This is a genomic window from Mesorhizobium muleiense, from assembly GCF_900099905.1.
Taxonomy (GTDB): Bacteria; Pseudomonadota; Alphaproteobacteria; order Rhizobiales; family Rhizobiaceae; genus Mesorhizobium; species Mesorhizobium muleiense.
Window position 1 is genome coordinate 36484 of sequence record NZ_FNEE01000008.1, and the last position, 20663, is coordinate 57146.

Sequence of the window (20663 nt, forward strand, 5' to 3'; positions counted from 1 at the left end):
CAGGAGTCAAGCTGCTTGCCACGGGCGTTCGGATTGACCGGGATGTCGAATCCGGTAACGTTATGGCGGTCAGCAAGTCAGCCGGCGCTTTCGCAAATGAAGTCGGGCGAACAATGGCCAATCTGAAGCAGATCGCGGCGGAACTTTCCCTCTCGGTGACCACGGTGTCCCGCGCTCTGAAGGATGGGCCGGAAGTGCAGCCCTCGACCATAGCCCGCGTCAAGGAGGCGGCCAAGCGGGTCGGCTATCTGCCAAATCATCATGGTCGTGCGCTAAAAACCGGTCGAACGCTGACGCTGACGGCCGTACTCCCGATGGAGACCCGAGATCATCTGTCCGATCTGTTGAAGCTGCCTTTGATCGAAGGCATGACGCTGGCGGCGCGGCAAGCCGGTTATAGTCTGTCCATCTATTCCACCACGCCCGACGACGATCCCGTCGAGAGTGTGCAGCGGCAGCTTCAGGCGCGCAGCACAGACGGACTGATCATCACACGCCTGGTGTCGGGTGATCCGCGCGTCAAGCTGCTGCTGGATCAACGCATGCCATTCGTCGCGTTTGGAAGAACCGACCTGGATACCGCGTATCCGTATGTCGATGTCGACAATGAACAGATTGCCTACGAGGCAACGCGACGGCTCATGGACAAGGGCTGTCGACGCATTGCTCTGCAACTTCTGGTTCCGGAGGATCAGGCGAGTGCCATGCGTCTTTCCGGCTATGCAAGGGCAATGGCCGAGGCCGGCATCCCGATCGACCAATCGCTGATCGGTCATGGCATGTTCACCATGGAATCGAGCGCGGCCTGGTTCGATCGCTTGCTGGCTTGCTCAGATCCGCCGACAGGCTTGGCATGCGCCAACGAACTCGGCCTGCTGGGGGCGCTGCACGCTCTTGGCAAAAGAGGTCTTGCGCCGGGGAGCGACGTCCACATCGTCACGCGTGACAGCACACGGCTGGCACGCTTCCTGCCGGCAAAGATCGAAGTTCATTACGTTGATATGGCGGCTGTCGGACGCAAGCTTGTCGAAGTCCTGGAGAGCCGGATCATCAATCCGCTCGGGCCGGTGGAGACAATTTTGCTCAAGGGTGAATTCGACCCCGGCGAATAGCCTGCGCGCATATTCAACCACTGATTGTATCAGCCGCATTTCTGTGGCGTCAAAGCGATTTCGCTTTGGCTGTAAAAATGCTCTGGACGTCACTCGGCCGGGGCCGTACCGACCTGGCCGGCGACTTCCTGATCCAGCTCGGCCAGGAAATCCACGATGCGGGCCGCATTGTCGCCAAGGTCGTAGCGGCCGTAACGCGAGGCCGAACGCATGTCGACGAGGACCGCATCGCCATCGTCGGTCACACGGATGGCGACGTCGGCGGGAAGGCTGAGGATGAAGCTCCTGGCCAGGGCGTTGATCGTCACCTCGCTTTGCCCGATCGCACGCGGAAACGGCGCCGCAAGCTGCCAGTCCCGACGACCGAGCACGGTTTCGACGGCTTCCAGGACCCGATCGAAAGGCAGATTGTAGCTGCGTCCGGTGACCAGCGGATAGGTCTCGGTCTGCAGCCGCCGCTCGCCCGGGGTCGGCGGCGAAAGCGCGTTCATATCCCCGGTCCGGGTGCTGGTGTCGAGCACCGGCGGATCGTCGAAATCCGTCGAGTTGTCCCTGAGCGGTGGAGAAGTCGCTGCCCAGTAGGCGGCAATGCCAAAAGGAACAAGCACCAGCAGTGCCAGCACCGTGCCGACGGTGAGATCGCGGCCGCCACGGTCGCCGAAATTCCACAGTCTCGAAAACGCAAATCCGGCGAACAGAAGCGCAAAGGCGGCAAGCAGCGCGACAATGCCGAGCACCCAAAGGAAAGCCGGCGTTTCAACAAGCTGATAGCCGTGGCCGACGAGAACGGTCAGCAGCAGGACCGCCGAAAAAGCGCCTGTCCGCCGCGACCAGCCGGCCGCCCTCGACGTCTGTCGCTCGGGAGTTTTCATCATTTTCAGCACTGCTTCACCCCGGACCGGCGCTTAAAGCCGTTCAGCGGCGGCTTGTAGGCGAAGGACGTCATGTCAGTCAGTCCGTCGGCAGGCGATAGTCCCTGAACTGCCGGCGCAAGGTTGTCTTCTGGATCTTGCCGGTGGCGGTGTGGGGAATCTCGCCGACGAAGGCGACGTCATCCGGCATCCACCACTTCGCCACCTTGCCGTCCATGAAAGCCAGGATATCTGTTTTGGTCGGCTCGCGGCCCGGCTTGCGGACGACGACAAGCAACGGCCGTTCGCCCCATTTCGAATGTTGGATGCCGATGGCGGCCGCCTCCGCCACATCCGGATGACCGATCGCCAGATTCTCGAGCTCGATGGTCGAGATCCATTCGCCGCCCGATTTGATGACGTCCTTGGCGCGATCGGTGATCTGCATATAGCCGCCCGGGTCGATATGGGCGACATCACCGGTATCGAACCAGCCTTCTTCATCGAACTGTTCGGATCCGATGCCGCCATAATAGGCACGCGCGACGGCCGGTCCGCGGACTTTCAGGCGCCCGAATGTCCTGCCGTCCCAAGGCAGTTCCTTGTCGTCGTCGTCGGTGACCTTCATTTCGACCCCGAAAGGTGGAAAACCCTGCTTGCCCTGGACGTCGAGCCGGGCTTCGCCCTCAAGCCCGGCATAGCCCGGCTTCATGGTACAGAGCGTGCCGAGCGGCGACATTTCGGTCATGCCCCAAGCATGGATGACCTCGACATCGTAATTGCCCTGGAACTTTGCCGTGATCGCACGCGGGCAGGATGAGCCGCCGATAACGACCTTGTTCAGATAGGGAAGTTTCTTGCCGGTCTCCTCCAGGTACTGCAGCAGCATCAACCACACTGTCGGCACGGCGGCGCTGAACGTAACCTTTTCGGTGTCGAGCAACTCGTAGATCGAGGCGCCGTCCATCTTGCAGCCAGGCATGACCAGCTTGGCGCCGATCATCGGGCCGCTCTGGCCAAGGCCCCAGGCGTTGGCGTGGAACATCGGCACAACCGGCAGGATGGTGTCGCGCGAGGAGAGGCCCATCGCATCGGGCATCGCCGCAATCATGGCGTGCAGCACGTTCGAGCGATGGCTGTAGAGGACGCCTTTCGGATCGCCTGTCGTGCCCGAGGTGTAGCACATGCCGGCGGCGGTGTTTTCATCGAACGTCTTCCAGGTGAAGGCGCCGTCGGCTTCGTCAAGCCATTCCTCATAGGCGACAGCATTCGGCAGCGCCGTCTGCGGCATGTGCGCCTTGTCGGTCAGCACGATCACCTTTCTGAGCGATTTGACCGAGCCGGCGATCTTTTCAAGCAGCGGCATGAATGTCAGGTCGACGAAGATCGCCTTGTCCTCGGCATTGTTCATGATCCAGGCGATCTGCTCGGGAAACAGGCGCGGATTAAGCGTGTGATAGATCGCGCCGACACCCATGATGCCGTACCAGGCTTCGATGTGGCGCGCCGTGTTCCAGGCCAATGTGGCGATGCGGTCGCCAAGCCCAAAGCCATCACGCTCGAGCCGCTCGGCGACCCGCAAGGCGCGGCGATGAATTTCGACGTAAGTGGTCCGGACGATCGGGCCCTCGATCGAGCGCGACACAATCTCGCGTTCGCCGTGCTGCCTGGCTGCGTTGTCGATGAGCTTGTGGCAAAGCAGCGGCCATTCCTGCATCAGTCCGAGCATTCTTCTCCTCCCATTGGTTTTCGTTCCCCCACTGGTTTTCGCTCCATTGTGGGACGAACAAGCGGATTGTCCAGCCATGACCGGGCAGAAGCAGCCCATTGTTCGAAAAGGCAGGGAAAACCGCCACAATCCGGCCATTGTCGACATTAACTTTGATTAATGGTAGGGGTGTGATTGGCGAATGAAAGAGGTTCGCATGGACGCGCAGCTCGACGACAAAGCTCTCGAAGATTCGCTTGCCGAAAGCCTGGCCGATTTGGTGCCGGACGCCAAAACCGTTTCCGAGGACGAATTCGTCGAAGTCGTCGGCGGCGCCCTTGAGGCGGTCGGCGGCACGCTGCTGTTCAAGATGTGCGTTCAGAACGAAGGCGAAAGCCAGCACGTCGCCGCGGCTTGCGTCGGCGATGGCGGCAACCGCCAGTTCCTGCTTCTTACCTTGCCGACCGGCGGTGGTGCGCTCAAGGTCGAAACCGCGTCGCGAAGCACCAATCCTGTCGCCGGTATCGCCGCCGCCTATGCCGGGCTGATGGACGCGTTTCAGGCTGCCGCCTGATCGGTCATCGGCCCTGATCGGTCATCAGCCCTGATAGGTCATCGGCCCTGATCGGTCATAGCCATGCTCGATTTGACGAGAGATCCTTCAACGCCAAAAGGCGATGGAGCCCCCGCATTCGACAGCGCCCTTGCGTAGCGCGCACGCCCTACACACCTTAGGTCGTGCAAGGAGAACCGTCATGGACCAGACCGCCAATCCGTCACCCGGCTTTCAGCGCAACCCGGATAAAGTCATTACCATCGAGCCGTACAGCGGAACTGTGACCGTACGCGCCGGCGACACGGTCATTGCCTCGTCCAGGAGGGCCAAGGTGTTGACCGAATCCCCCTACCCCCGGGTCCTCTACATTCCATTCGAAGACATCGATTTCGACCAGCTTCGCAAGACGGACTTGTCGACTTATTGCCCATTCAAGGGCGATGCGAGCTATTGGAGCGTGCTGCCTGCCGCGGAAGCAGGCAAGGATGCGATGTGGGCCTATGAGCAGCCTTTCGACGAGATGATCGAAATCCGCGATCACGGCGCGTTCTATCCCAACAAGGTGACGGTCGAAGCCAAACCAGCCTGAGCCGGGCCAGCCTGAGCAGGGCCAGCCTGAGCAGGGACGGCTCGCGGCCTGTCCCGCCGATCGTTCGCTGGCACGGCCATGGCCGACGTCGGCCCCTTACCCGCGACCGTTCTTCGCAGCCTGCACCGCCGCCTGCGCGGCAGCCAGCCTGGCGATCGGCACGCGGTAGGGCGAGCAAGACACGTAGTCGAGGCCGATCTCCTCGCAGAAATGGATCGACGCCGGATCGCCGCCATGCTCGCCGCAAATGCCGAGCTTGATATCCGGCCGCGTTGCCCTGCCTTTTTCGGCCGCCATCCGCACCAGTTCGCCGACGCCTTCGATGTCGAGCGACACGAACGGATCCTGCTCGATGATGCCCTTCTGGCGATAGGTCTCCAGGAACGAGGCCGCATCGTCGCGTGAGATGCCGAAGGTGGTCTGGGTCAGATCGTTGGTGCCGAAAGAGAAGAATTCGGCCGCCTCGGCGATGGCCTGGGCGCGGATCGCGGCGCGCGGCAGTTCGATCATCGTTCCGGTAAGATAGGTGATCTTGACGCCGGTTTCCTCCATCACGCTCTTGGCGACGGCATCGATCCGCAGCTTGACGTAGTCGAGCTCCCTCACCAGACCGACCAGCGGCACCATGATTTCCGGGACCACCAGCGCGCCGGCCTTCCTGCCGGCTTCGACGGCGGCCTCGAAAATGGCGCGCGCCTGCATCTCGGCGATTTCGGGATAGGAAACTGCAAGCCGGCAGCCGCGATGGCCAAGCATCGGGTTGAATTCGTGCAGGGCCTCGGTGCGCTGCCTGAGCTTGTCGGGCGACAGGTTCATGGCGGCAGCGACTTCGGCCACCTCTTCCTCGGTCTTGGGCAGGAATTCGTGCAGCGGCGGATCGAGCAAGCGGATCGTCACCGGCAGGCCGGCCATGATCTCGAACAATTCGAGGAAATCCGAGCGCTGCATGGGCAAGAGTTTTGCGAGCGCCGTTCGCCTGCCCTTTTCCGTGTCGGCCAGGATCATCTCGCGCATGGCGACGATGCGGTCGCCCTCGAAGAACATGTGCTCGGTGCGGCAAAGCCCGATGCCTTCGGCGCCGAAGGAACGCGCCATGCGCGCGTCGAGCGGCGTTTCGGCGTTGGTGCGCACCTTCATGCGGCGCACGGCATCGGCCCATTCCATGATGGCGGCGAAATCGCCCGAGAGCTCCGGCTGCAGCATTGGCACGGCGCCTTTCAGCACCTGGCCGTTGCCGCCGTCGATGGTGATGATATCGCCCTTGCGGAACGTCGACCCCATAGCCATCAGCGTGCCGGCTTTGTAGTCGACGCGCAGCGAGCCGGCGCCCGACACACAAGGCTTGCCCATGCCGCGCGCCACCACCGCCGCGTGGCTGGTCATGCCGCCACGCGTGGTCAGGATGCCTTCCGCCGCATGCATGCCGTGGATGTCCTCGGGACTGGTCTCGATGCGCACGAGGATCGCCTTGCGGCCTTGCGTCTTGAGCTCCTCGGCATCGTTGGAGGAAAAGACGATCTCGCCGGTGGCTGCACCCGGAGATGCGGGCAGACCGATGCCGATGACATCGCGTGCCGCCTTCGGATCGATGGTCGGATGCAGCAACTGGTCGAGCGAGGCCGGATCGATGCGGGCGACCGCCTCCTCCTTTGAAATGAGCTTGTCGCGCGCCATCTCGACGGCGATTCTGAGCGCCGCCTTGGCGGTGCGCTTGCCGGACCTGGTCTGCAGCATCCACAATTTGCCGCGCTCGATGGTGAATTCGAGATCCTGCATGTCGCGGTAGTGCTTTTCCAGACGGTCGGAGATGGTGACGAAAGACTGGAAGGCTTCCGGCATCAGTTTCTGCAGCGACGGCTTGTCGGAGCCGGCGGCAATGCGCGCCGCCTCGGTGATGTTTTGCGGCGTGCGGATGCCGGCGACGACATCCTCGCCCTGCGCATTCACCAGGAACTCGCCATAGAGCATCTTTTCGCCGGTCGACGGATTGCGGGTGAAGGCGACGCCGGTGGCCGAGGTCTCGCCCATATTGCCGAAGACCATGGCCTGGACGTTGACCGCGGTGCCCCAGCTTTCGGGAATGTCGTGCAGGCGCCGGTAGGTGATGGCGCGGTTGTTCATCCAGCTCGAAAACACGGCGCCGATCGCACCCCAGAGCTGCTCGTTCGGATCTTGCGGAAACGGTTTGCCGAGTTCCTCCTCGACCTTGGCCTTGTAGAGCGCGATCACGCCCTGCCATTCGATGGCGCTCAGTTCGGTATCGAGTTCATGGCCGAGGCCGCCCTTCTGGTCTTCGAGGATTTCCTCGAACACCTCATGGTCGAGGCCCATGACGACATCGGAATACATCTGGATGAAACGCCGGTAGCTGTCATAGGCAAAGCGGGCGTCGCCTGAATCGGCGGCCAGCGCCTCGACCGTCTCGTCGTTCAGGCCGAGATTGAGCACGGTGTCCATCATGCCGGGCATCGAAGCGCGGGCACCGGAACGCACCGACACCAAAAGCAGTTTTGAGGGATCGCCGAAGCGGCGCCCGGTCAGCCGACCGATGTGATCCAGTGCGACCGCGACATCCGCCTCCAGCGAGGCCGGGTAGGTGCGGCCGTTGGCGTAATAGGCGTTGCAGACCTCGGTGGTGATGGTGAACCCCGGCGGCACAGGCAGGCCCAGGCTGCACATTTCGGCCAGATTGGCGCCCTTACCGCCCAGGAGGTTCCTGTCGCCGGCACGGCCTTCTGCAGCGCCGTCGCCAAAGGTGTAGACCCATTTGGTCATGCTTGCTCTCCGGTTGCAGGAGATTGAAAAGATTGACGAAGCCGAAGTCCCGCCGTGTCCCTGCACGAGCGATATGATGCTGCAGTGCGAAAGGCAAGCCGTCGGCAAGCCAGCCGGCTTCTACAATCGATTAAGAAAAAGCGATGACAAAAAGACTTGCGGCTCGGCGGCCAGTTGAAGAGTACAAAACAGGAACTATGGTAACGCCATGTGACTGACCGAAACCCTGGGCGTGTCCAAAATGCCGGCGGCACCATCGTCAAGCCGATCTTCTCATTCCCCGGCGGCAGGCGGTTCCATTTCGTCGATCCGGCCGGCAATGAAATCGCCGTTTGGGGTGAATAGTCGCCATCGCCCAACAGCAGACGATGATATGCGACGCCAATCTGCGGGAACCGGTGGACCAGTTCCGCGCACTTTTCATTCTCGGCATGTCGGCCATTCTCGGCATTGAGCTTTCCGTCGGCTCGTCCTATAAGGCCGCGCGCAGCGGGCATGTTGCGACTGTTGGGGCGTAGCCAAGTGGTAAGGCATCGGTTTTTGGTACCGACAATCCCAGGTTCGAATCCTGGCGCCCCAGCCAAACCTCTTTTTTAGTTAATTTTCAAACGCTTAGCACACATTAGAAACTGCTAAGTGTTACAGACAAGCGGATGATCCACATGGCGTTCTATCCGCATCATTCGGACCGGGAGGCGGCATGGATCTTCGATGGTCAATAAACCTGCTTGAGGACGGCGCTGTCGTCACTCAGGACGGCGAATATCTCGGAACTTGGGGAATCGATGAATCGGACGCGATATATGAATTCACGCCAGACGGTGCAGCAGACCCGTTGCTGTGCAGTGGATTTGTGAAGTTCCTATGCGATCACATTAAACAGTGGCACAGCCAGCAACAGAGCGGCGGCGCGTGAGCCATTCGCGATCGATCCTTGAACACCAGTGCCAAGTGATGTTGCTCGGTCGAAACTATTCCCTTGCGTTGTAGCTTAGTGATGACGCATGACTCAGATGGGCATTGGGGGGGATTTCAATTGAACAAGATGTTGATTGTTGCGGCCGCTGGACTAGCGCTGTCCGGCTGCCAGAGTGCAGCCTTTGGTGTCCGGACCGGAAGCGTGCTTGCGTCGCAGCGCGAGCCATCCACCGTGGAGGTTAATGGTATCCTCAATGCGATGCGGGAATATCTTTATGACCCGTATTCGGTCCGAGATGCCGAAATCTCGAAGGTGATCGATCTAGGCGGAACGGCAACAGTGTGCGTCAAAGCAAACGCCAAGAACCAGATGGGCGGTTACATTGGCCGTAAGACAGTGATGGTCTACATGAACGCCATCGGGAAGCCTTTCGCGATCAACCAGGATGTCTACGCCGTTAGCGGCTGTAACCAGCTAACCTATCGGCGATTTGTCGAGATCGAGCAGTTGAAAGCCCTTTGACAAGAACGCGCTCGGGACAAAAAGTTCGAAAAACTACCAAGAAAACCCCAGCCATCATTATAGATGATTTCAATTCCTGATGTAGAGCATTCTAGCTCTCCCATTTAGGGCTCAATCGACCGCGCCGGGATCAGCGGGAACGCCCTCGATAAAATCGCCATTGAGAGGCTGGAACTGCTTATGGAATTCGCGAAGCGGTGTCGCCCAAACCTTGCCGCTTTTCCAGTCCGCGACACGGTAGAGAACGGCGCTGCTCCGCCTAATAGTTTAAAGGTACCGTTGATCAAAGGGGATCAGAATGCGTGCAGTCGTCGTATTGGGTCTAATTATTTGCGCCGGCACTGCACGGGCTAGCGAATTAGAGGTTCTTCTCAGCGAGAAAATTGGAGGCTGCTTAGTCATTCCGGTCGATATCGCGACGCCGTTCAAAGTGACTTTTGAGGTCACGTTGGATAAAGCCGACAAGGCACAGACTGTTGCTGTGGTTGCTTACGAGCCTCACTCAGAGTCGATGGCGAAGGCCGCTCCGATCCTTGCACGAGGCGTGAAACGGTGTTGGCCGCCGGGAATCAAAACAAACCCAGTTCGATTCACATTTTCGATGGACGAATAGAACCAGAATTTCCGTGCTTGTTTGCAATTAATGGCTATCAGCCGAGAAATTTTCAGCTTGTCCACCAAATAAACTGTTCGCCCATCGAGGTCCGCAACTGAGCTTTAGTGGTAATGCCCGCTGGCGCCGATTGGTGAGCTTTTGAACCAGGCCAAGCTATGATAACGCGTGATTAGTAGGGCGAATTGACTGCAAGAAGAGGGGAACGTTTGAGCCGCATTTTGGTAACGGTCATCGCAGGAATCTGCTTCACAATATCGACTGCTTCGGCCGGGCAGTTAGAGCAAAACATCAATTACTTGGCACGTATGGCAGATGGCAAATTGCATCGGGCTGCAAAAATTTCAGGTGACATCTATGGCCTATTGAAAAGGTGCCCGGCGCTGAGACCAAGCGAAAGTGGAAAAGCCGTGATGGCTGTCCCCCTCCTTTTTGAACGAGGGGCTAGATAAACACTTGGCGCCTCCCGCTAAATTCGAACGAGTTGTCCGCGTGTTTAATGGCGCTTACCGTAAGGCTCTTCTGAGTAAAGTTAGTTGCAAGGCCGGGAAGGCCAAGGACCCAGATAGTTACCGGTAGATGTGCGCCTTGGGGCCAATCCATATCGCGGGAATTATTATGGCCGCAGGGCAGCGAAGCGTGCCGGTGGTTGGCTGCCCGGCTTTCAAGAAATTCGGGAGCGGACCCCAATTTTCAGGTGCCCATTGTGGCAAGCTCTTCATCGACTGCTGCTTGATACTTCGTCAGAGCCCCTCCGGCGTCTCGCTTTGCCAAAATCCGTGGCCTCGATAGGCACAAAGCCTTTGTCACGAGCGATGCAATTGCTTGACGGGGAGCGGTGTACGTATTCCGGCTCCGAGTTCCGCCGGGATCGCTCCGTCCGCCGCATATCACTTCATTGGCCAAACGATCATGAGCATCGGCACGGCAACAATGACGACGAGGAACGATAGCGGCAGTCCCAGGCGTGGATAGTCGCTGAAACGGTAGCCGCCCGGCCCCATGACGAGCGTATTGCACTGGTGGCCGATCGGGGTGAGAAAATCGCAGCCGGCGCCAATGGCGACTGCCATCAGAAATGCTTCCGGCCTGTAGCCGAGATCGCCGGCAAACGCGGCGGCGATGGGCGCCATGACCAGAACGGTGGCGGCATTGTTGAGGAATGGCGTAACGGCCATCGCGGCGACAAGGATAAGCATCAATGCGCCGGGCGCCGGAAGGATCGTCCCCAGCTTGGCAAGCTCGCCGGCAATGACGCCTGTCGCCCCTGTACTGCGCAGCGAATCGCTCACTGGAATGAGAACGGCGAGCATGACGAGGATTGGCCCATCCAGCGATTGGTAGACGTCGCGGACCGGGATGACCTTGAAAAGCACCATCCCGACCGCGGCCGTAAAGAAAGCGACGGAGACCGGGAGCAGCCCGAGCGCAGTCGCCACCATGGCGAGAGCAAGGATGGTTACCGGCACAACACCTTTGCGGACGCTGCCGAGCAGGATAGCCCTTTCTGCCAGCGGCAGGCAGCCGAGTTCACGCAGTATCTCGGGTATCGTGGCTGCATTGCCCTGCAACACGATGACATCGCCCAGCCTTAGCTGGATTTCGGCCAGCCTGCGGTCGGGGCGCTCGCCGTGACGGCTGACAGCCAGGAGGTTGACGTTGAAGCGGTGATAGAGGGCAAGGCGCTGGGCCGTCCAGCCGATCAACGGGGAGTTTTCACCGATGACGGCTTCGATAGCGACCAGCTCGCCGGCCGTGTCATCCCCGCTGGCCCTGCTGCCCGTAACGCTGAGTTTGCCCTGGGAGACAAGGCGATCCAGCGCCCCAGGGTCGCCCTCGAGCAGCAGAATGTCGTTCATCTTGAGGACAACGTCGGGCAGTGGCGTCATCCGCATGGTCCGGTTGCGCAGGATCGATGTCACGATAGCATCGCCGCCGGAAAGCTTCATGAGGTCTGCCACGGTTTTGCCGAGCACAGTGGAATCGCGGACAATGCGGGCCTCTGTCAGGTAATTCTTGATATCGATGGCTTCATTCACCGACCCGCCGAGCTTTTCGCGCACCGGCAGCAGCCAATAGAAAAACACCAGGAAGATCGTTCCGGCGGCGGCCAGGGCGGCTCCAACAGGTGTAAAATCGAACATTGTGAAGGCGGTGCCGGTCAGTTCCTCCCGCACCCGCGACACAACGACATTGGGAGATGTCCCCACCTGCGTCATGAGTCCACCGAGCAGCGACCCGAACGCCATAGGCATCAGGAATATCGACGGTGAAACGCTCGACCGGCGCGCGAACTGGAAAGCTATCGGGATCATGATCGCGAGCGCACCGATATTCTTTACAAAGGCAGACAGGATCGTGACCACGATCACCAGCAGCGCCAGTTGCGAGCGAACGCCCGACAGGTTCGGAGCGAAACGCCTGATGGCGACTTCCATGATGCCCGAGCGTGCGATGCCTGCGCTCACCAGCAGGGCACTGCCGACAATTACCACGATATCGTCGCTGAACCCGCTGAAGGCCTCGTCAAAAGGCACGATGCCAACCGCGAGTGCGGACAACAGTGCCGCGGCTGCAACCAGATCATATCGATACCGACCCCACACGAGCGCCGCCATCATTATGAAGATAACGGCGAACGACAGAATTTGCGGCGTAGTCATGTCTTCGGATGCCCCGCCGCTTGTGCGGCTGATCAGAACGGCCAAACCGCCGTTTTGTTGCTTTTGCTGGTCACGGTTTTGCTAGCACGGTTCCGTGCTTGCCAATAAGCCCGTGTCGATCAATGTTCCCGACTTTCGCAGCCATGGTCCTGGGGTGGCGCCTTTCAACCTGGCCGGCGCCTGGCCGCTCCGACTTTATAGCGATAGCCGTCATCCTCGCTAGTGCGCGCTGCGCCATGTTCGGCCGCGATCGACCCGCCGCTCTCCGCAACCAGGCGATACACCGCCTCCACCCCGCCGACGATGTGATCGCGCGTGCGCACATAGTCGACGCAGGAGTCCCGCATCGTCCACAGCGATTGGAACTCGCGCGGCGACTGCGAGACCACCGCATCCTCGGCACTTCCAGCCCTTCCATGAGGCTCGCCGAAAAGCGTTCGATGGCCTAAAGCTGGTCGCATTGACGGCCGTGCAAGGGAGAGAACACAGATGACCGCGCCCGCCATAAGCCGCTTCCCCGTTCCCGAGATCGCCGGCCTTCCCGACGACATCCGCGAACGGATACTCGCCGTGCAGGAGAAGTCGGGATTCGTGCCCAACGTCTTCCTCGTGCTTGCGCATCGGCCGGACGAGTTCCGCGCCTTCTTCGCCTATCACGACGCGCTGATGGACAAACCCGGCCCGATCACCAAGGCCGAGCGGGAGATGATCGTCGTGGCCACGAGCAATGCCAACCAGTGCCAGTACTGCGTAGTGGCCCATGGCGCGATCCTGCGCATTCGCGCAAAGAACCCGCTGATCGCCGATCAGGTGGCCACCAACTACCGCAAGGCCGACATCACCCCGCGCCAGTTGGCGATGCTCGATTTCGCCATGAAGGTTTCCGCGCGCGCCTACGAGGTCGGCGACGCGGACATCGCGGACCTCAAGATGCATGGCTTCACCGACGAGGACGCCTGGGACATCGCGGCCATCGCCGCCTTCTTCGCCATGTCAAACCGGCTGGCCAACGTCACCAGCATGAGGCCGAACGACGAGTTCTACGCGATGGGGCGCTGACCATGCCGAAGGGATACAAGGATCTGCTGGCCGACGCCGATGCGGTCGTCCGCTCGGTCGAGGCAGCGGACATGGCGACCATTCCCGACGGCGTTGTCATGGTCGACATCCGGGATCCGCGGGAACTGGAGCGCGAGGGCATGATCCCCGGCGCGTTCCATGCGCCGCGCGGCATGCTCGAATTCTGGATCGACCCGGAAAGCCCTTACCACAAGCCGATTTTCGCCGAGCCCAGGACCTTTGTGTTTTACTGCGCGTCCGGCTGGCGCTCGCTGCTCGCCGCCAAGGTCGCGCAGGAGATGGGACTTGACGCGCGCAGCCTGCGCGGCGGCTTCTCAGAGTGGAAGAAGCGCGGCAATATCGTCGCCGAGAAACCGAGGAAGGACAGCTAGGCTCGACGACCGGCACGGTCGCTTGCCACTGGGAATGCGGGCGATCAAGGCGCGCGATCGGTCAGCGCGCTTGCACCTTCCTCCGCGGCGCAATGTGCGCAGCAGTAGATGATGTCATCTTGTTCGACACCATGTCCGATGATCCGGCACCCGCAATGCGGGCAGAGTGGCGCAAGTTTCTGGATCGCGCATTCGAAGCTGTCGAACGTATAGCTTTCCTCAGCCAGCGTCACTTCGAAAGCCTTGTCGTAGTCATTCCCGCATTGATCGCATCTGGCCATGGTTCTTTTCCTCTTCCTCATTGGTTCAAACTCGACCAACCCGCCGCATGGCGATAGGTTCCCGGCAGGATCGTAGAGTCCTGCCAAGCAGGAGAGTCTTGCTAAATAAACAGGAGACCGGCCCGAGCAGCCTCACGCGCGCCGTTCGATCAAGCGGATCACCTCCTCGATGTCGCGCGGCGCGATGTCGAGTTCCTTCAGGCCCGGCGCGCCGATTGCGGCCACATTGTCGTGCCGCATAAGATCGACCTGGTTGCGCGTTATCGGCGCTCCCGGAAGGAGTTCCGCGACGCCGGCCAAGGCGTCCCACGCCGCAAACGGCACCGGCATCAGCCTGATGTGGGTATCGAGCTGTCGGGCGATCTCGCGCAGCAGTTCCTTATAGGTGTAGATGCGCGGGCCGCCGAATTCGAATATCGATGAGCCCTTGTGGTTTCGCCCGCCGATCAGCCGGCTGACTGCGTCTGCGACGTCTTCCACATAGACCGGCTGAAGCCGTGTGCCACCATCGCCGAACAGCGGATAAACCGGCAGGAGACGTATCAGCCTGACAATCGTCGTAAGGAAAACGTCGTCAGGTCCCGTCATGACGGCGGGACGCACAATGATGGCGCCGGGAAATGCGCTCGCCACCGCCTCTTCTCCGCGCCCACGTGCCCTGATGTAGTTCGAATCCGATTGAGGATCAGAGCCGATCCCCGAAATCTGGACGAACCGGTCGACCTCGCCAGCGCGCGACGCGGCGGCAAGTTCAGCTGCGGCTTCCACATGCACGCGCTCAAACGTCTGGGCGCCCTGCTCGACGTAGAGACTGACGGCGTTCACGATCGCTTGTGATCCGTCAATGGCCGTCCCGATCGAGGACGCATCCAATATGTCCGCCTCGACGGCTTCGGGCGGCCTTGCCGTCGAGGAAAAAACCTGGCCCACACGAGCCGGGTGGCGGGATGCGGCGCGGACCGTGAAACCCCTTTCCAGGAGCCGCTTCACGATCCGGCGCCCGAGAAAGCCTGTCCCGCCGAACACAGTGACGATCCGTTCTGTGTTGAGATCGTCAGGATCCATTTGCCTCGCCATCCCTTGGCTTTGCGTGCCCGCCGAGCGCCTGCCGCAAGGATCGCCTCTGGCCGGCGTATAACCCAGCCCCTTCGAACATCGGGACGGTTGGAGAACAACGCAGGAACGTTTTTTGTTCCAGTCGGCGCCAGGTTCGATCGAGAGACGGCCGATGTCGCTGTGGACGGCGAGTGTTCGACGCCGGGTTGCCATGCTGTCCGTTTCATCCCCAGCCTCCATTGGCTGGCGATAAAACCGGACAACTCCTGTGCTACCTAATCCGGACAACTCATCTGCTTACGACACTGTCGTTCGGCCCCACTTGCCTCGCTTTGGCTGCTCCTGTATGAAAACCGCCATGACCAACCGCGCCACCTCCGTCGCTTCCCGTCAGACCGGCTTTGCTGGCGAGACCGTGCGCGCGCTTGCTTCCGCTCTGCTGCTGCTCGGCCTTATCGGCGATCGCCGGGTTCGCTGAAGGAGCGCCCGGCGGTCGAACCGCCGCTCACGCGCATGCTCCTTGGCCAGTCTCAAAATTGGGCCAGTCCCAAAATTGGCAAGTCACATCTAGCAAATGAACATCTGGTAAAGGCGCCGCTCGGCACCAAATCCGCCTGAAGGCGGATCCCGCGAGCCGCCGGGAGAGACGACAATGAACGCACGAGAAGAGATCCGCTCAGACAGCGGGGAGATGGGCCAGGATGCCCGGGCCATGCCGGGGGCAGCCCAGGCCATGCCGGGGGCAGCCCAGGGCATGCCGGGGGCAGCCCGGGGCATGCCGGAGGCAGCCCGCAAATACCAACCCTACCCGACCGTCGGTCTCACCGACCGCGTGTGGCCTTCGAAAGTCATCGACAAGGCCCCGATCTGGTGCTCGGTCGACCTGCGCGACGGCAACCAGGCGCTGATCGATCCGATGGGCCACGAGCGCAAGGCGCGCATGTTCGCCCTGCTCCTCGACATGGGCTTCAAGGAGATCGAGATCGGTTTCCCGTCGGCCTCGCAGACCGACTTCGATTTCGCCCGCTGGTGCATCGAAGAGGGTAATGTATCAGACGATGTCTCGCTGCAGGTGCTGGTGCAGTGCCGGCCGGAACTGATCACCCGCACTTTCGAGGCGCTGCAGGGCGCCACCAACCCGATCGTGCATTTCTACAATTCGACCAGCGAACTGCAGCGCCGCGTCGTCTTCGAGAAGGACGTCGCCGGCATCAGGCGGATCGCCACCGATGCGGCCAAGATGATCACCGACATGGCAGCGAAGGCCGGCGGCTTCTATCGTTTCGAATATTCGCCGGAGAGCTTTACCGGCACCGAGCTCGAAGTGGCGCTGGAAATCTGCAACGCCGTCACCGAAATCATGAAGCCGACGCCGGAAAACAAGCTGATCATCAACCTGCCGTCCACGGTCGAGATGTCGACACCCAACATCTATGCCGATCGCATCGAATGGATGTGCCGCAATCTCGACAACCGCGAGAACCTGCTCATCTCGCTACATCCGCACAACGACCGCGGCACCGGGATCGCCACCACCGAACTCGGCCTGATGGCGGGCGCGGACCGCGTCGAAGGCACGCTGTTCGGCAATGGCGAGCGCACCGGCAATGTCGACATCGTCACGCTGGCGCTCAACATGTATACGCAAGGCGTCGATCCCGAGCTCGATTGCTCCGACATCAACCGGATGAAGGACGTCTACGAATATTCGAACCAGTTGAAGATCCCCGAGCGCCATCCCTATGTCGGCGAACTCGTCTACACGGCCTTTTCCGGCTCGCACCAGGATGCCATCAACAAGGGCATGAAGGCGTTGCGCAAGGCCAACACGCCGTACTGGGAAGTGCCCTATCTGCCGATCGACCCGGCCGATGTCGGGCGCAACTACGAGGCGATCATCCGCATCAACTCGCAGTCCGGCAAGGGCGGCATCGCCTATGTGCTGCAGGCGGACTACGGCCTCAATCTGCCGCGCAACCTGCAGATCGAGTTCAGTCAAGCGATCCAGGCGATCACCGACGCCGAAGGCAAGGAGGTGCCGGCCAAGCGCATCTACGAGCGCTTTCTCGAAACCTACGTCGATCAGCCCGACGCGCGGCTGAAATTCCTCGACCACCACACTTATCCCGACATCGAGATCAAGGGGCGGCGCGCGGTGGAGGCGATCATCCTCGACAGCGGCAAGGAGGTGACGATATCAGGCTCCGGAACCGGCCCGATCGACGGCTTTGTCGACGCACTGTCGCGCCATGTCGGCGTGCCGATGTCGGTGCTCGACTATTCGGAGCACTCCATGCAGCGCGGCTCGAATGCCTCGGCCATCTCCTATGTCGAGATGGAGCATCCCGGTGGCAAGCTGTTCGGCGCCGGCATCAACACCAATATCGTCGCCGCTTCGCTGGAAGCCGTGGTTTCCGCCGCCAATCGCATCGTCGGCCGAAAGGTCGACTAGAGCAATTCCAGGAAAAGTGCGTGGCGGTTTTCCGTCCGGAATTGCGTAAAACAAATGCTTGATGCATGTCGCGCAAAAGCATGCCCTCGGGCTTGAACCGAGGGTGTGCAGCGGTTTTGCGATAACGACATGCATAAAACAACAACCTAAAGCGCGTCGCGTGAGGCCGGTCAAATGCGACGCGCTTTAGAGCGATTCGGCGGTTCTATCAAAAAGCTGAACCGCTCCAGACCAGATGTCGAAAGGCTATGAGCTGGAGCAGGATGAGCCCGGATGGTATCATCCAGCTCCAGTCTTTCGCACCATTAACCACCGGGAAATTATCCGGTGTGGTACGCGATCGCATAATGGATGCATGCTTGTAAGGCAGTGCAGGCGCTATATGATTGCGTCTTAACCTGTGCCGACTTCGAGAGGATCGACACTTGCAGCATGCCACGCCTGCCGCCCCCGCAGTGCGCGAGACGCTGGAGCGATTGCTAGCCAGCGAAACGTTCGGGAGATCCGAACGAGCGCGTAAGCTGCTTCGCTATCTGGTCGAGCGCGAGCAGGCAGGCGAAGCCGACAAGCTCAAGGGCTTTTCCATCGCGATGGATGTTTTCGGCAAGGACGGCGATTTCGATCCGTCGACCGACGCCGTGGTGCGGGTGCAGGCGGGCAGGCTGCGCGAGCTTCTGCAGCATTATTTTGCCAATGAGGGTGTTGCCGAGCCGATCCGCATTGCCATTCCGCGTGGCGGCTATGTCCCATCCTATGAACTCAACGCGATCCGCCTGCCGGTCGAGCCGGATCCGGAGAAACACACCGAGGCGGCAGCCACCTTGCCGGAATCGCCCGAAGAACCCGGCATGGCTGCACCTGCCGCGTCGTTGATGTCCCCCGTCGTTCGCCAGCCGGCACCCTCGCTGCTGCGCCATCTCCAGTTCTTCTGGCTGGCGATCGCTCTGGTCATCGCCATGCTGGGCGTGCTGATCCTTCGTCAGGGAGGCAGCGCATTGCTGGCCGGAAGCGATGCCGCGCCGACGATTGAAAATGCGGTGGCAACCGGCAGCATTGCGCCATGGGCTCCGGCTGAAAGCCTTCCGCTCGTCTACATTGCGGTGAAAACCAACAGTGCCGAGGCTGCCCGCGTCGCCGCATCGCTGCGCGCCGGCCTCAGCCGCTTCGACACGGTCAGCTTCATCGGTCGCGATGCTGACGGCCAGCCCGATCCGGTCGCCGATGCGATCAGCTTCGTATTCGATGTCTTGCCGGGGCCAACGGCAGGCGATGTCACGCTGGAGCTTCAAAGCGTGGCGACCGGGCGGGTCCTGCTGTCACGCAACTTGACTGCCGCCGACAGCACACCCTCCACCGTCGAGGACAGTGTCGCCGGCATTTTGAGTTCGGCCGTTCCCGCCTCGGGCGCGATCTACAACTATATCGAACAGAGCGGCCTTCAGGCCGGCCTGACGGAATGTCTGCTGCTCAACGACAAATACTATCTCGACCAGGGCGCCAAAACCCATGAGGCTGCCTATCGCTGCCTCGAAATCCTGGTCGATCGGGATGCGAAATCGTCGCTCGTCTTTTCGGAGCTGGCGACCCTGCATCTCGAGGCGGGCACAGATCACTACGCCTATCCAGCCGGCGCAACGATCGAACAGGCGATGTCGCTGGCGCGTCGCGCCGTGCAGATGGGGCCGACCAGCCCCTATGCCCACCGTGCCTATGGCTATCTCAATTCCCGCCTCGGCAATTCGGAGGAATCGATCCGCTGGATGCGCAAGGCCTACGAACTCAACCCTTACGACCTCAGCATGGCGGCAGCTTACGCCTACGGGCTGATTTTCGCCGGCAGGTACAGGGAGGGAACGCCGATCCTTGCTCACGCCGCCGAAACCTCCAGCGCCCATCCGACCTGGTGGGATTACGGGCTTTTCGTCGGCCAGTTCATGGCTGGCGATATGAACAAGGCCGCGCTTGCCAGCGATGCGCTGCAGGCGACGCCGTCGAAATCGCACTATCTGGCAGCGCGGCTGATCACTGCCAAGGCCGCCGGCCGCGATCAACTGGCGCACGAACTTCTGGACGAGTTGACTGTCAAGTTCCCGAAATTCGCCGCCGATCCGCGCGCGGCTTTTGTCGAGCGGAGATACCCCGCAGATCTGACCGAGCGGCTGGTCGAGGCTTTGCGTGCCGCCGGGCTCGGCAATGCCAGCTAGTCCTTGCGACCAGAACGGCCGATCGCGAAAATTTACTGGCCATCGAACCTGGTACAAGACGCAATCCCGCCACATCCGAATTCGCGTAAAACCATAGAATTTCATGATTTCATCGCTTTACGCTGCCGAACGGGGCGCCGGCCCGAAGACGGTTGTATTTCTGCATGGCTTCGGCGGTTGCCACGGCGACTGGCACGAGGTGATTTCGACACTGGCACCTGATTCACGGACGCTGGCCTATGATCTTCCGGGCCATGGGCTATCCCTCGATTTCCCGGGTGGCGGTCCGGCCAAGGCGGCCGCCCGGGCTGTTCTGGCAGACCTCGCCGCACGCAGAATCAGCAGGGTGCATCTCGTCGGCCATTCGATGGGCGGGGCGGCGGCTGTGCTGATGGCACTGGCCGAACCCGTGGGGATAGCCTCGCTGACGCTTCTGGCGCCGGGCGGGTTTGGCACCGAGATCAATGGCCCGCTGTTGCGCCGTTACGCCGCAGCAGCCGGCAAAAGTGAAATTCGCGCCTGCCTCGCCGCGATGTCCGGACCGCAAAGCCCGCCCTCGGAGCGCATCGTGGATGTGCTTGGCGAAATGCGTGCCCGTCCCGGCCAGTTGCACAAACTTGTCGAGATCGCGGCCGCCATGACCAGGGATGATCGGCAGGGCGTCATCCCGCGCGAACGGCTCGAAACCCTGGCTATGCCGGTGATTGTGGTCTGGGGGACCGATGACGCGGTGCTGCCCTGCAGCCAGGCCGATGGTCTGCCGGCGCATTTCCACCTGCACCATGTGTTGCAGGCCGGCCATATGCTGGTCGAGGAAGCGCCCGGCCTGATCGCCGAGATCGTCCGCCACAACATGAAACGCCGCAGCAGGCCGCTTCGTCCAAACTCCGCTCCCGCAGCGGGCTGATCCC

The 20663-nt window shown here is 61.0% G+C and carries 18 protein-coding genes, 1 tRNA gene and 1 pseudogene; 13 read left to right on the forward strand and 7 right to left on the reverse strand.

All coding sequences use genetic code 11. The features are described from left to right. The first annotated feature begins 113 nt into the window (after nucleotides 1-113). Nucleotides 114-1112 carry a LacI family DNA-binding transcriptional regulator gene (locus BLT09_RS15980; RefSeq protein WP_091594902.1) on the forward strand — a complete coding sequence of 333 codons (999 nt, stop codon included), beginning with the start codon at nucleotides 114-116 and terminating at the stop codon, nucleotides 1110-1112. An 89-nt stretch (nucleotides 1113-1201) separates the two neighbouring features. Here BLT09_RS15980 and BLT09_RS15985 read toward each other — a convergent pair whose 3' ends face one another. Together BLT09_RS15985 and BLT09_RS15990 are read right to left on the reverse strand one after the other, a co-directional pair. Further along, nucleotides 1202-1987: a DUF1499 domain-containing protein gene (locus BLT09_RS15985; RefSeq protein WP_091594596.1), complete on the reverse strand. Its 786-nt coding sequence runs from the start codon at nucleotides 1985-1987 to the stop codon at nucleotides 1202-1204. 76 nt (nucleotides 1988-2063) lie between these two features. Next, nucleotides 2064-3692, reverse strand: coding sequence for a fatty-acid--CoA ligase (locus BLT09_RS15990; RefSeq protein WP_091594598.1), 1629 nt, complete (start codon nucleotides 3690-3692; stop codon nucleotides 2064-2066). A 196-nt stretch (nucleotides 3693-3888) separates the two neighbouring features. Here BLT09_RS15990 and BLT09_RS15995 point away from each other — a divergent pair, with 196 nt between their 5' ends. Further along, on the forward strand, nucleotides 3889-4245 hold the full coding sequence (locus tag BLT09_RS15995; RefSeq protein WP_023797902.1) for a hypothetical protein: 357 nt from the start codon (nucleotides 3889-3891) through the stop codon (nucleotides 4243-4245). Nucleotides 4246-4426: 181 nt separating this feature from the next. After that, a complete protein-coding gene (locus BLT09_RS16000) occupies nucleotides 4427-4816 on the forward strand; it encodes a DUF427 domain-containing protein (RefSeq protein ID WP_091594600.1) in 390 nt (129 codons plus the stop codon). Nucleotides 4817-4912: 96 nt separating this feature from the next. Here BLT09_RS16000 and ppdK read toward each other — a convergent pair whose 3' ends face one another. Beyond that, entirely contained in the window at nucleotides 4913-7591 is a 2679-nt protein-coding gene (gene ppdK / locus BLT09_RS16005; RefSeq protein WP_091594602.1) for a pyruvate, phosphate dikinase, read from the reverse strand. A gap of 234 nt (nucleotides 7592-7825) precedes the next feature. Here ppdK and BLT09_RS16015 point away from each other — a divergent pair. The 5 genes and pseudogenes from BLT09_RS16015 to BLT09_RS33695 form a co-directional block, all read left to right on the forward strand. Continuing rightward, a pseudogene (locus BLT09_RS16015) lies at nucleotides 7826-7936 on the forward strand (VOC family protein); the annotation flags it as partial. 163 nt (nucleotides 7937-8099) lie between these two features. Beyond that, a tRNA-Gln gene (locus tag BLT09_RS16020) sits at nucleotides 8100-8174 on the forward strand. A 117-nt stretch (nucleotides 8175-8291) separates the two neighbouring features. Next, nucleotides 8292-8507: a hypothetical protein gene (locus tag BLT09_RS16025; RefSeq protein ID WP_091594608.1), complete on the forward strand. Its 216-nt coding sequence runs from the start codon at nucleotides 8292-8294 to the stop codon at nucleotides 8505-8507. A 120-nt stretch (nucleotides 8508-8627) separates the two neighbouring features. After that, nucleotides 8628-9032: a hypothetical protein gene (locus tag BLT09_RS16030; RefSeq protein WP_139172609.1), complete on the forward strand. Its 405-nt coding sequence runs from the start codon at nucleotides 8628-8630 to the stop codon at nucleotides 9030-9032. Between the two features lie 298 nt (nucleotides 9033-9330). Continuing rightward, complete coding sequence (locus tag BLT09_RS33695) at nucleotides 9331-9645, forward strand: hypothetical protein (protein ID WP_139172611.1); 315 nt, start codon at nucleotides 9331-9333, stop codon at nucleotides 9643-9645. 890 nt (nucleotides 9646-10535) lie between these two features. On the opposite strand, the gene BLT09_RS16035 is transcribed toward BLT09_RS33695, so the two are convergent. Further along, nucleotides 10536-12308: an SLC13 family permease gene (locus BLT09_RS16035; RefSeq protein WP_091594611.1), complete on the reverse strand. Its 1773-nt coding sequence runs from the start codon at nucleotides 12306-12308 to the stop codon at nucleotides 10536-10538. 164 nt (nucleotides 12309-12472) lie between these two features. After that, nucleotides 12473-12697 (reverse strand): hypothetical protein, encoded by a 225-nt coding sequence (locus BLT09_RS16040; RefSeq protein WP_139172613.1) that lies wholly within the window; start codon nucleotides 12695-12697, stop codon nucleotides 12473-12475. 100 nt (nucleotides 12698-12797) lie between these two features. On the opposite strand from BLT09_RS16040, the gene BLT09_RS16045 reads away from it, so the two are divergent. Together BLT09_RS16045 and BLT09_RS16050 are read left to right on the forward strand one after the other, a co-directional pair. Continuing rightward, on the forward strand, nucleotides 12798-13367 hold the full coding sequence (locus tag BLT09_RS16045) for a peroxidase-related enzyme (protein WP_023797919.1): 570 nt from the start codon (nucleotides 12798-12800) through the stop codon (nucleotides 13365-13367). A 2-nt stretch (nucleotides 13368-13369) separates the two neighbouring features. Further along, nucleotides 13370-13759: a rhodanese-like domain-containing protein gene (locus BLT09_RS16050; protein ID WP_027150948.1), complete on the forward strand. Its 390-nt coding sequence runs from the start codon at nucleotides 13370-13372 to the stop codon at nucleotides 13757-13759. Nucleotides 13760-13803: 44 nt separating this feature from the next. On the opposite strand, the gene BLT09_RS16055 is transcribed toward BLT09_RS16050, so the two are convergent. Together BLT09_RS16055 and BLT09_RS16060 are read right to left on the reverse strand one after the other, a co-directional pair. Further along, nucleotides 13804-14040: a hypothetical protein gene (locus BLT09_RS16055; protein ID WP_023797920.1), complete on the reverse strand. Its 237-nt coding sequence runs from the start codon at nucleotides 14038-14040 to the stop codon at nucleotides 13804-13806. A 132-nt stretch (nucleotides 14041-14172) separates the two neighbouring features. Further along, entirely contained in the window at nucleotides 14173-15105 is a 933-nt protein-coding gene (locus BLT09_RS16060; RefSeq protein ID WP_236473044.1) for a complex I NDUFA9 subunit family protein, read from the reverse strand. A gap of 766 nt (nucleotides 15106-15871) precedes the next feature. Here BLT09_RS16060 and leuA point away from each other — a divergent pair. From leuA to BLT09_RS16080, 3 genes are all read left to right on the forward strand, one after another. Further along, nucleotides 15872-17548 carry a 2-isopropylmalate synthase gene (leuA, locus tag BLT09_RS16070; protein ID WP_208602512.1) on the forward strand — a complete coding sequence of 559 codons (1677 nt, stop codon included), beginning with the start codon at nucleotides 15872-15874 and terminating at the stop codon, nucleotides 17546-17548. 425 nt (nucleotides 17549-17973) lie between these two features. Next, nucleotides 17974-19752 (forward strand): tetratricopeptide repeat protein, encoded by a 1779-nt coding sequence (locus tag BLT09_RS16075; protein ID WP_091594619.1) that lies wholly within the window; start codon nucleotides 17974-17976, stop codon nucleotides 19750-19752. 103 nt (nucleotides 19753-19855) lie between these two features. Then, nucleotides 19856-20659: an alpha/beta fold hydrolase gene (locus BLT09_RS16080; protein WP_091594621.1), complete on the forward strand. Its 804-nt coding sequence runs from the start codon at nucleotides 19856-19858 to the stop codon at nucleotides 20657-20659. Nucleotides 20660-20663: the final 4 nt, after the last annotated feature.

Coding starts and splice junctions, on each gene's coding strand:
- BLT09_RS16035 (WP_091594611.1), bottom strand. CDS start 12,308: ATGACTACGCCGCAAATTCTGTCGTTCGCCGTTATCTTCATAATGATG.
- BLT09_RS16060 (WP_236473044.1), bottom strand. CDS start 15,105: ATGGATCCTGACGATCTCAACACAGAACGGATCGTCACTGTGTTCGGC.
- BLT09_RS15995 (WP_023797902.1), top strand. CDS start 3,889: ATGGACGCGCAGCTCGACGACAAAGCTCTCGAAGATTCGCTTGCCGAA.
- BLT09_RS33695 (WP_139172611.1), top strand. CDS start 9,331: ATGCGTGCAGTCGTCGTATTGGGTCTAATTATTTGCGCCGGCACTGCA.
- BLT09_RS16055 (WP_023797920.1), bottom strand. CDS start 14,040: ATGGCCAGATGCGATCAATGCGGGAATGACTACGACAAGGCTTTCGAA.
- leuA (WP_208602512.1), top strand. CDS start 15,872: ATGCCGGAGGCAGCCCGCAAATACCAACCCTACCCGACCGTCGGTCTC.
- BLT09_RS15980 (WP_091594902.1), top strand. CDS start 114: ATGGCCAATCTGAAGCAGATCGCGGCGGAACTTTCCCTCTCGGTGACC.
- BLT09_RS16025 (WP_091594608.1), top strand. CDS start 8,292: ATGGATCTTCGATGGTCAATAAACCTGCTTGAGGACGGCGCTGTCGTC.
- BLT09_RS15985 (WP_091594596.1), bottom strand. CDS start 1,987: ATGATGAAAACTCCCGAGCGACAGACGTCGAGGGCGGCCGGCTGGTCG.
- ppdK (WP_091594602.1), bottom strand. CDS start 7,591: ATGACCAAATGGGTCTACACCTTTGGCGACGGCGCTGCAGAAGGCCGT.
- BLT09_RS16000 (WP_091594600.1), top strand. CDS start 4,427: ATGGACCAGACCGCCAATCCGTCACCCGGCTTTCAGCGCAACCCGGAT.
- BLT09_RS16080 (WP_091594621.1), top strand. CDS start 19,856: ATGATTTCATCGCTTTACGCTGCCGAACGGGGCGCCGGCCCGAAGACG.
- BLT09_RS15990 (WP_091594598.1), bottom strand. CDS start 3,692: ATGCTCGGACTGATGCAGGAATGGCCGCTGCTTTGCCACAAGCTCATC.
- BLT09_RS16050 (WP_027150948.1), top strand. CDS start 13,370: ATGCCGAAGGGATACAAGGATCTGCTGGCCGACGCCGATGCGGTCGTC.
- BLT09_RS16045 (WP_023797919.1), top strand. CDS start 12,798: ATGACCGCGCCCGCCATAAGCCGCTTCCCCGTTCCCGAGATCGCCGGC.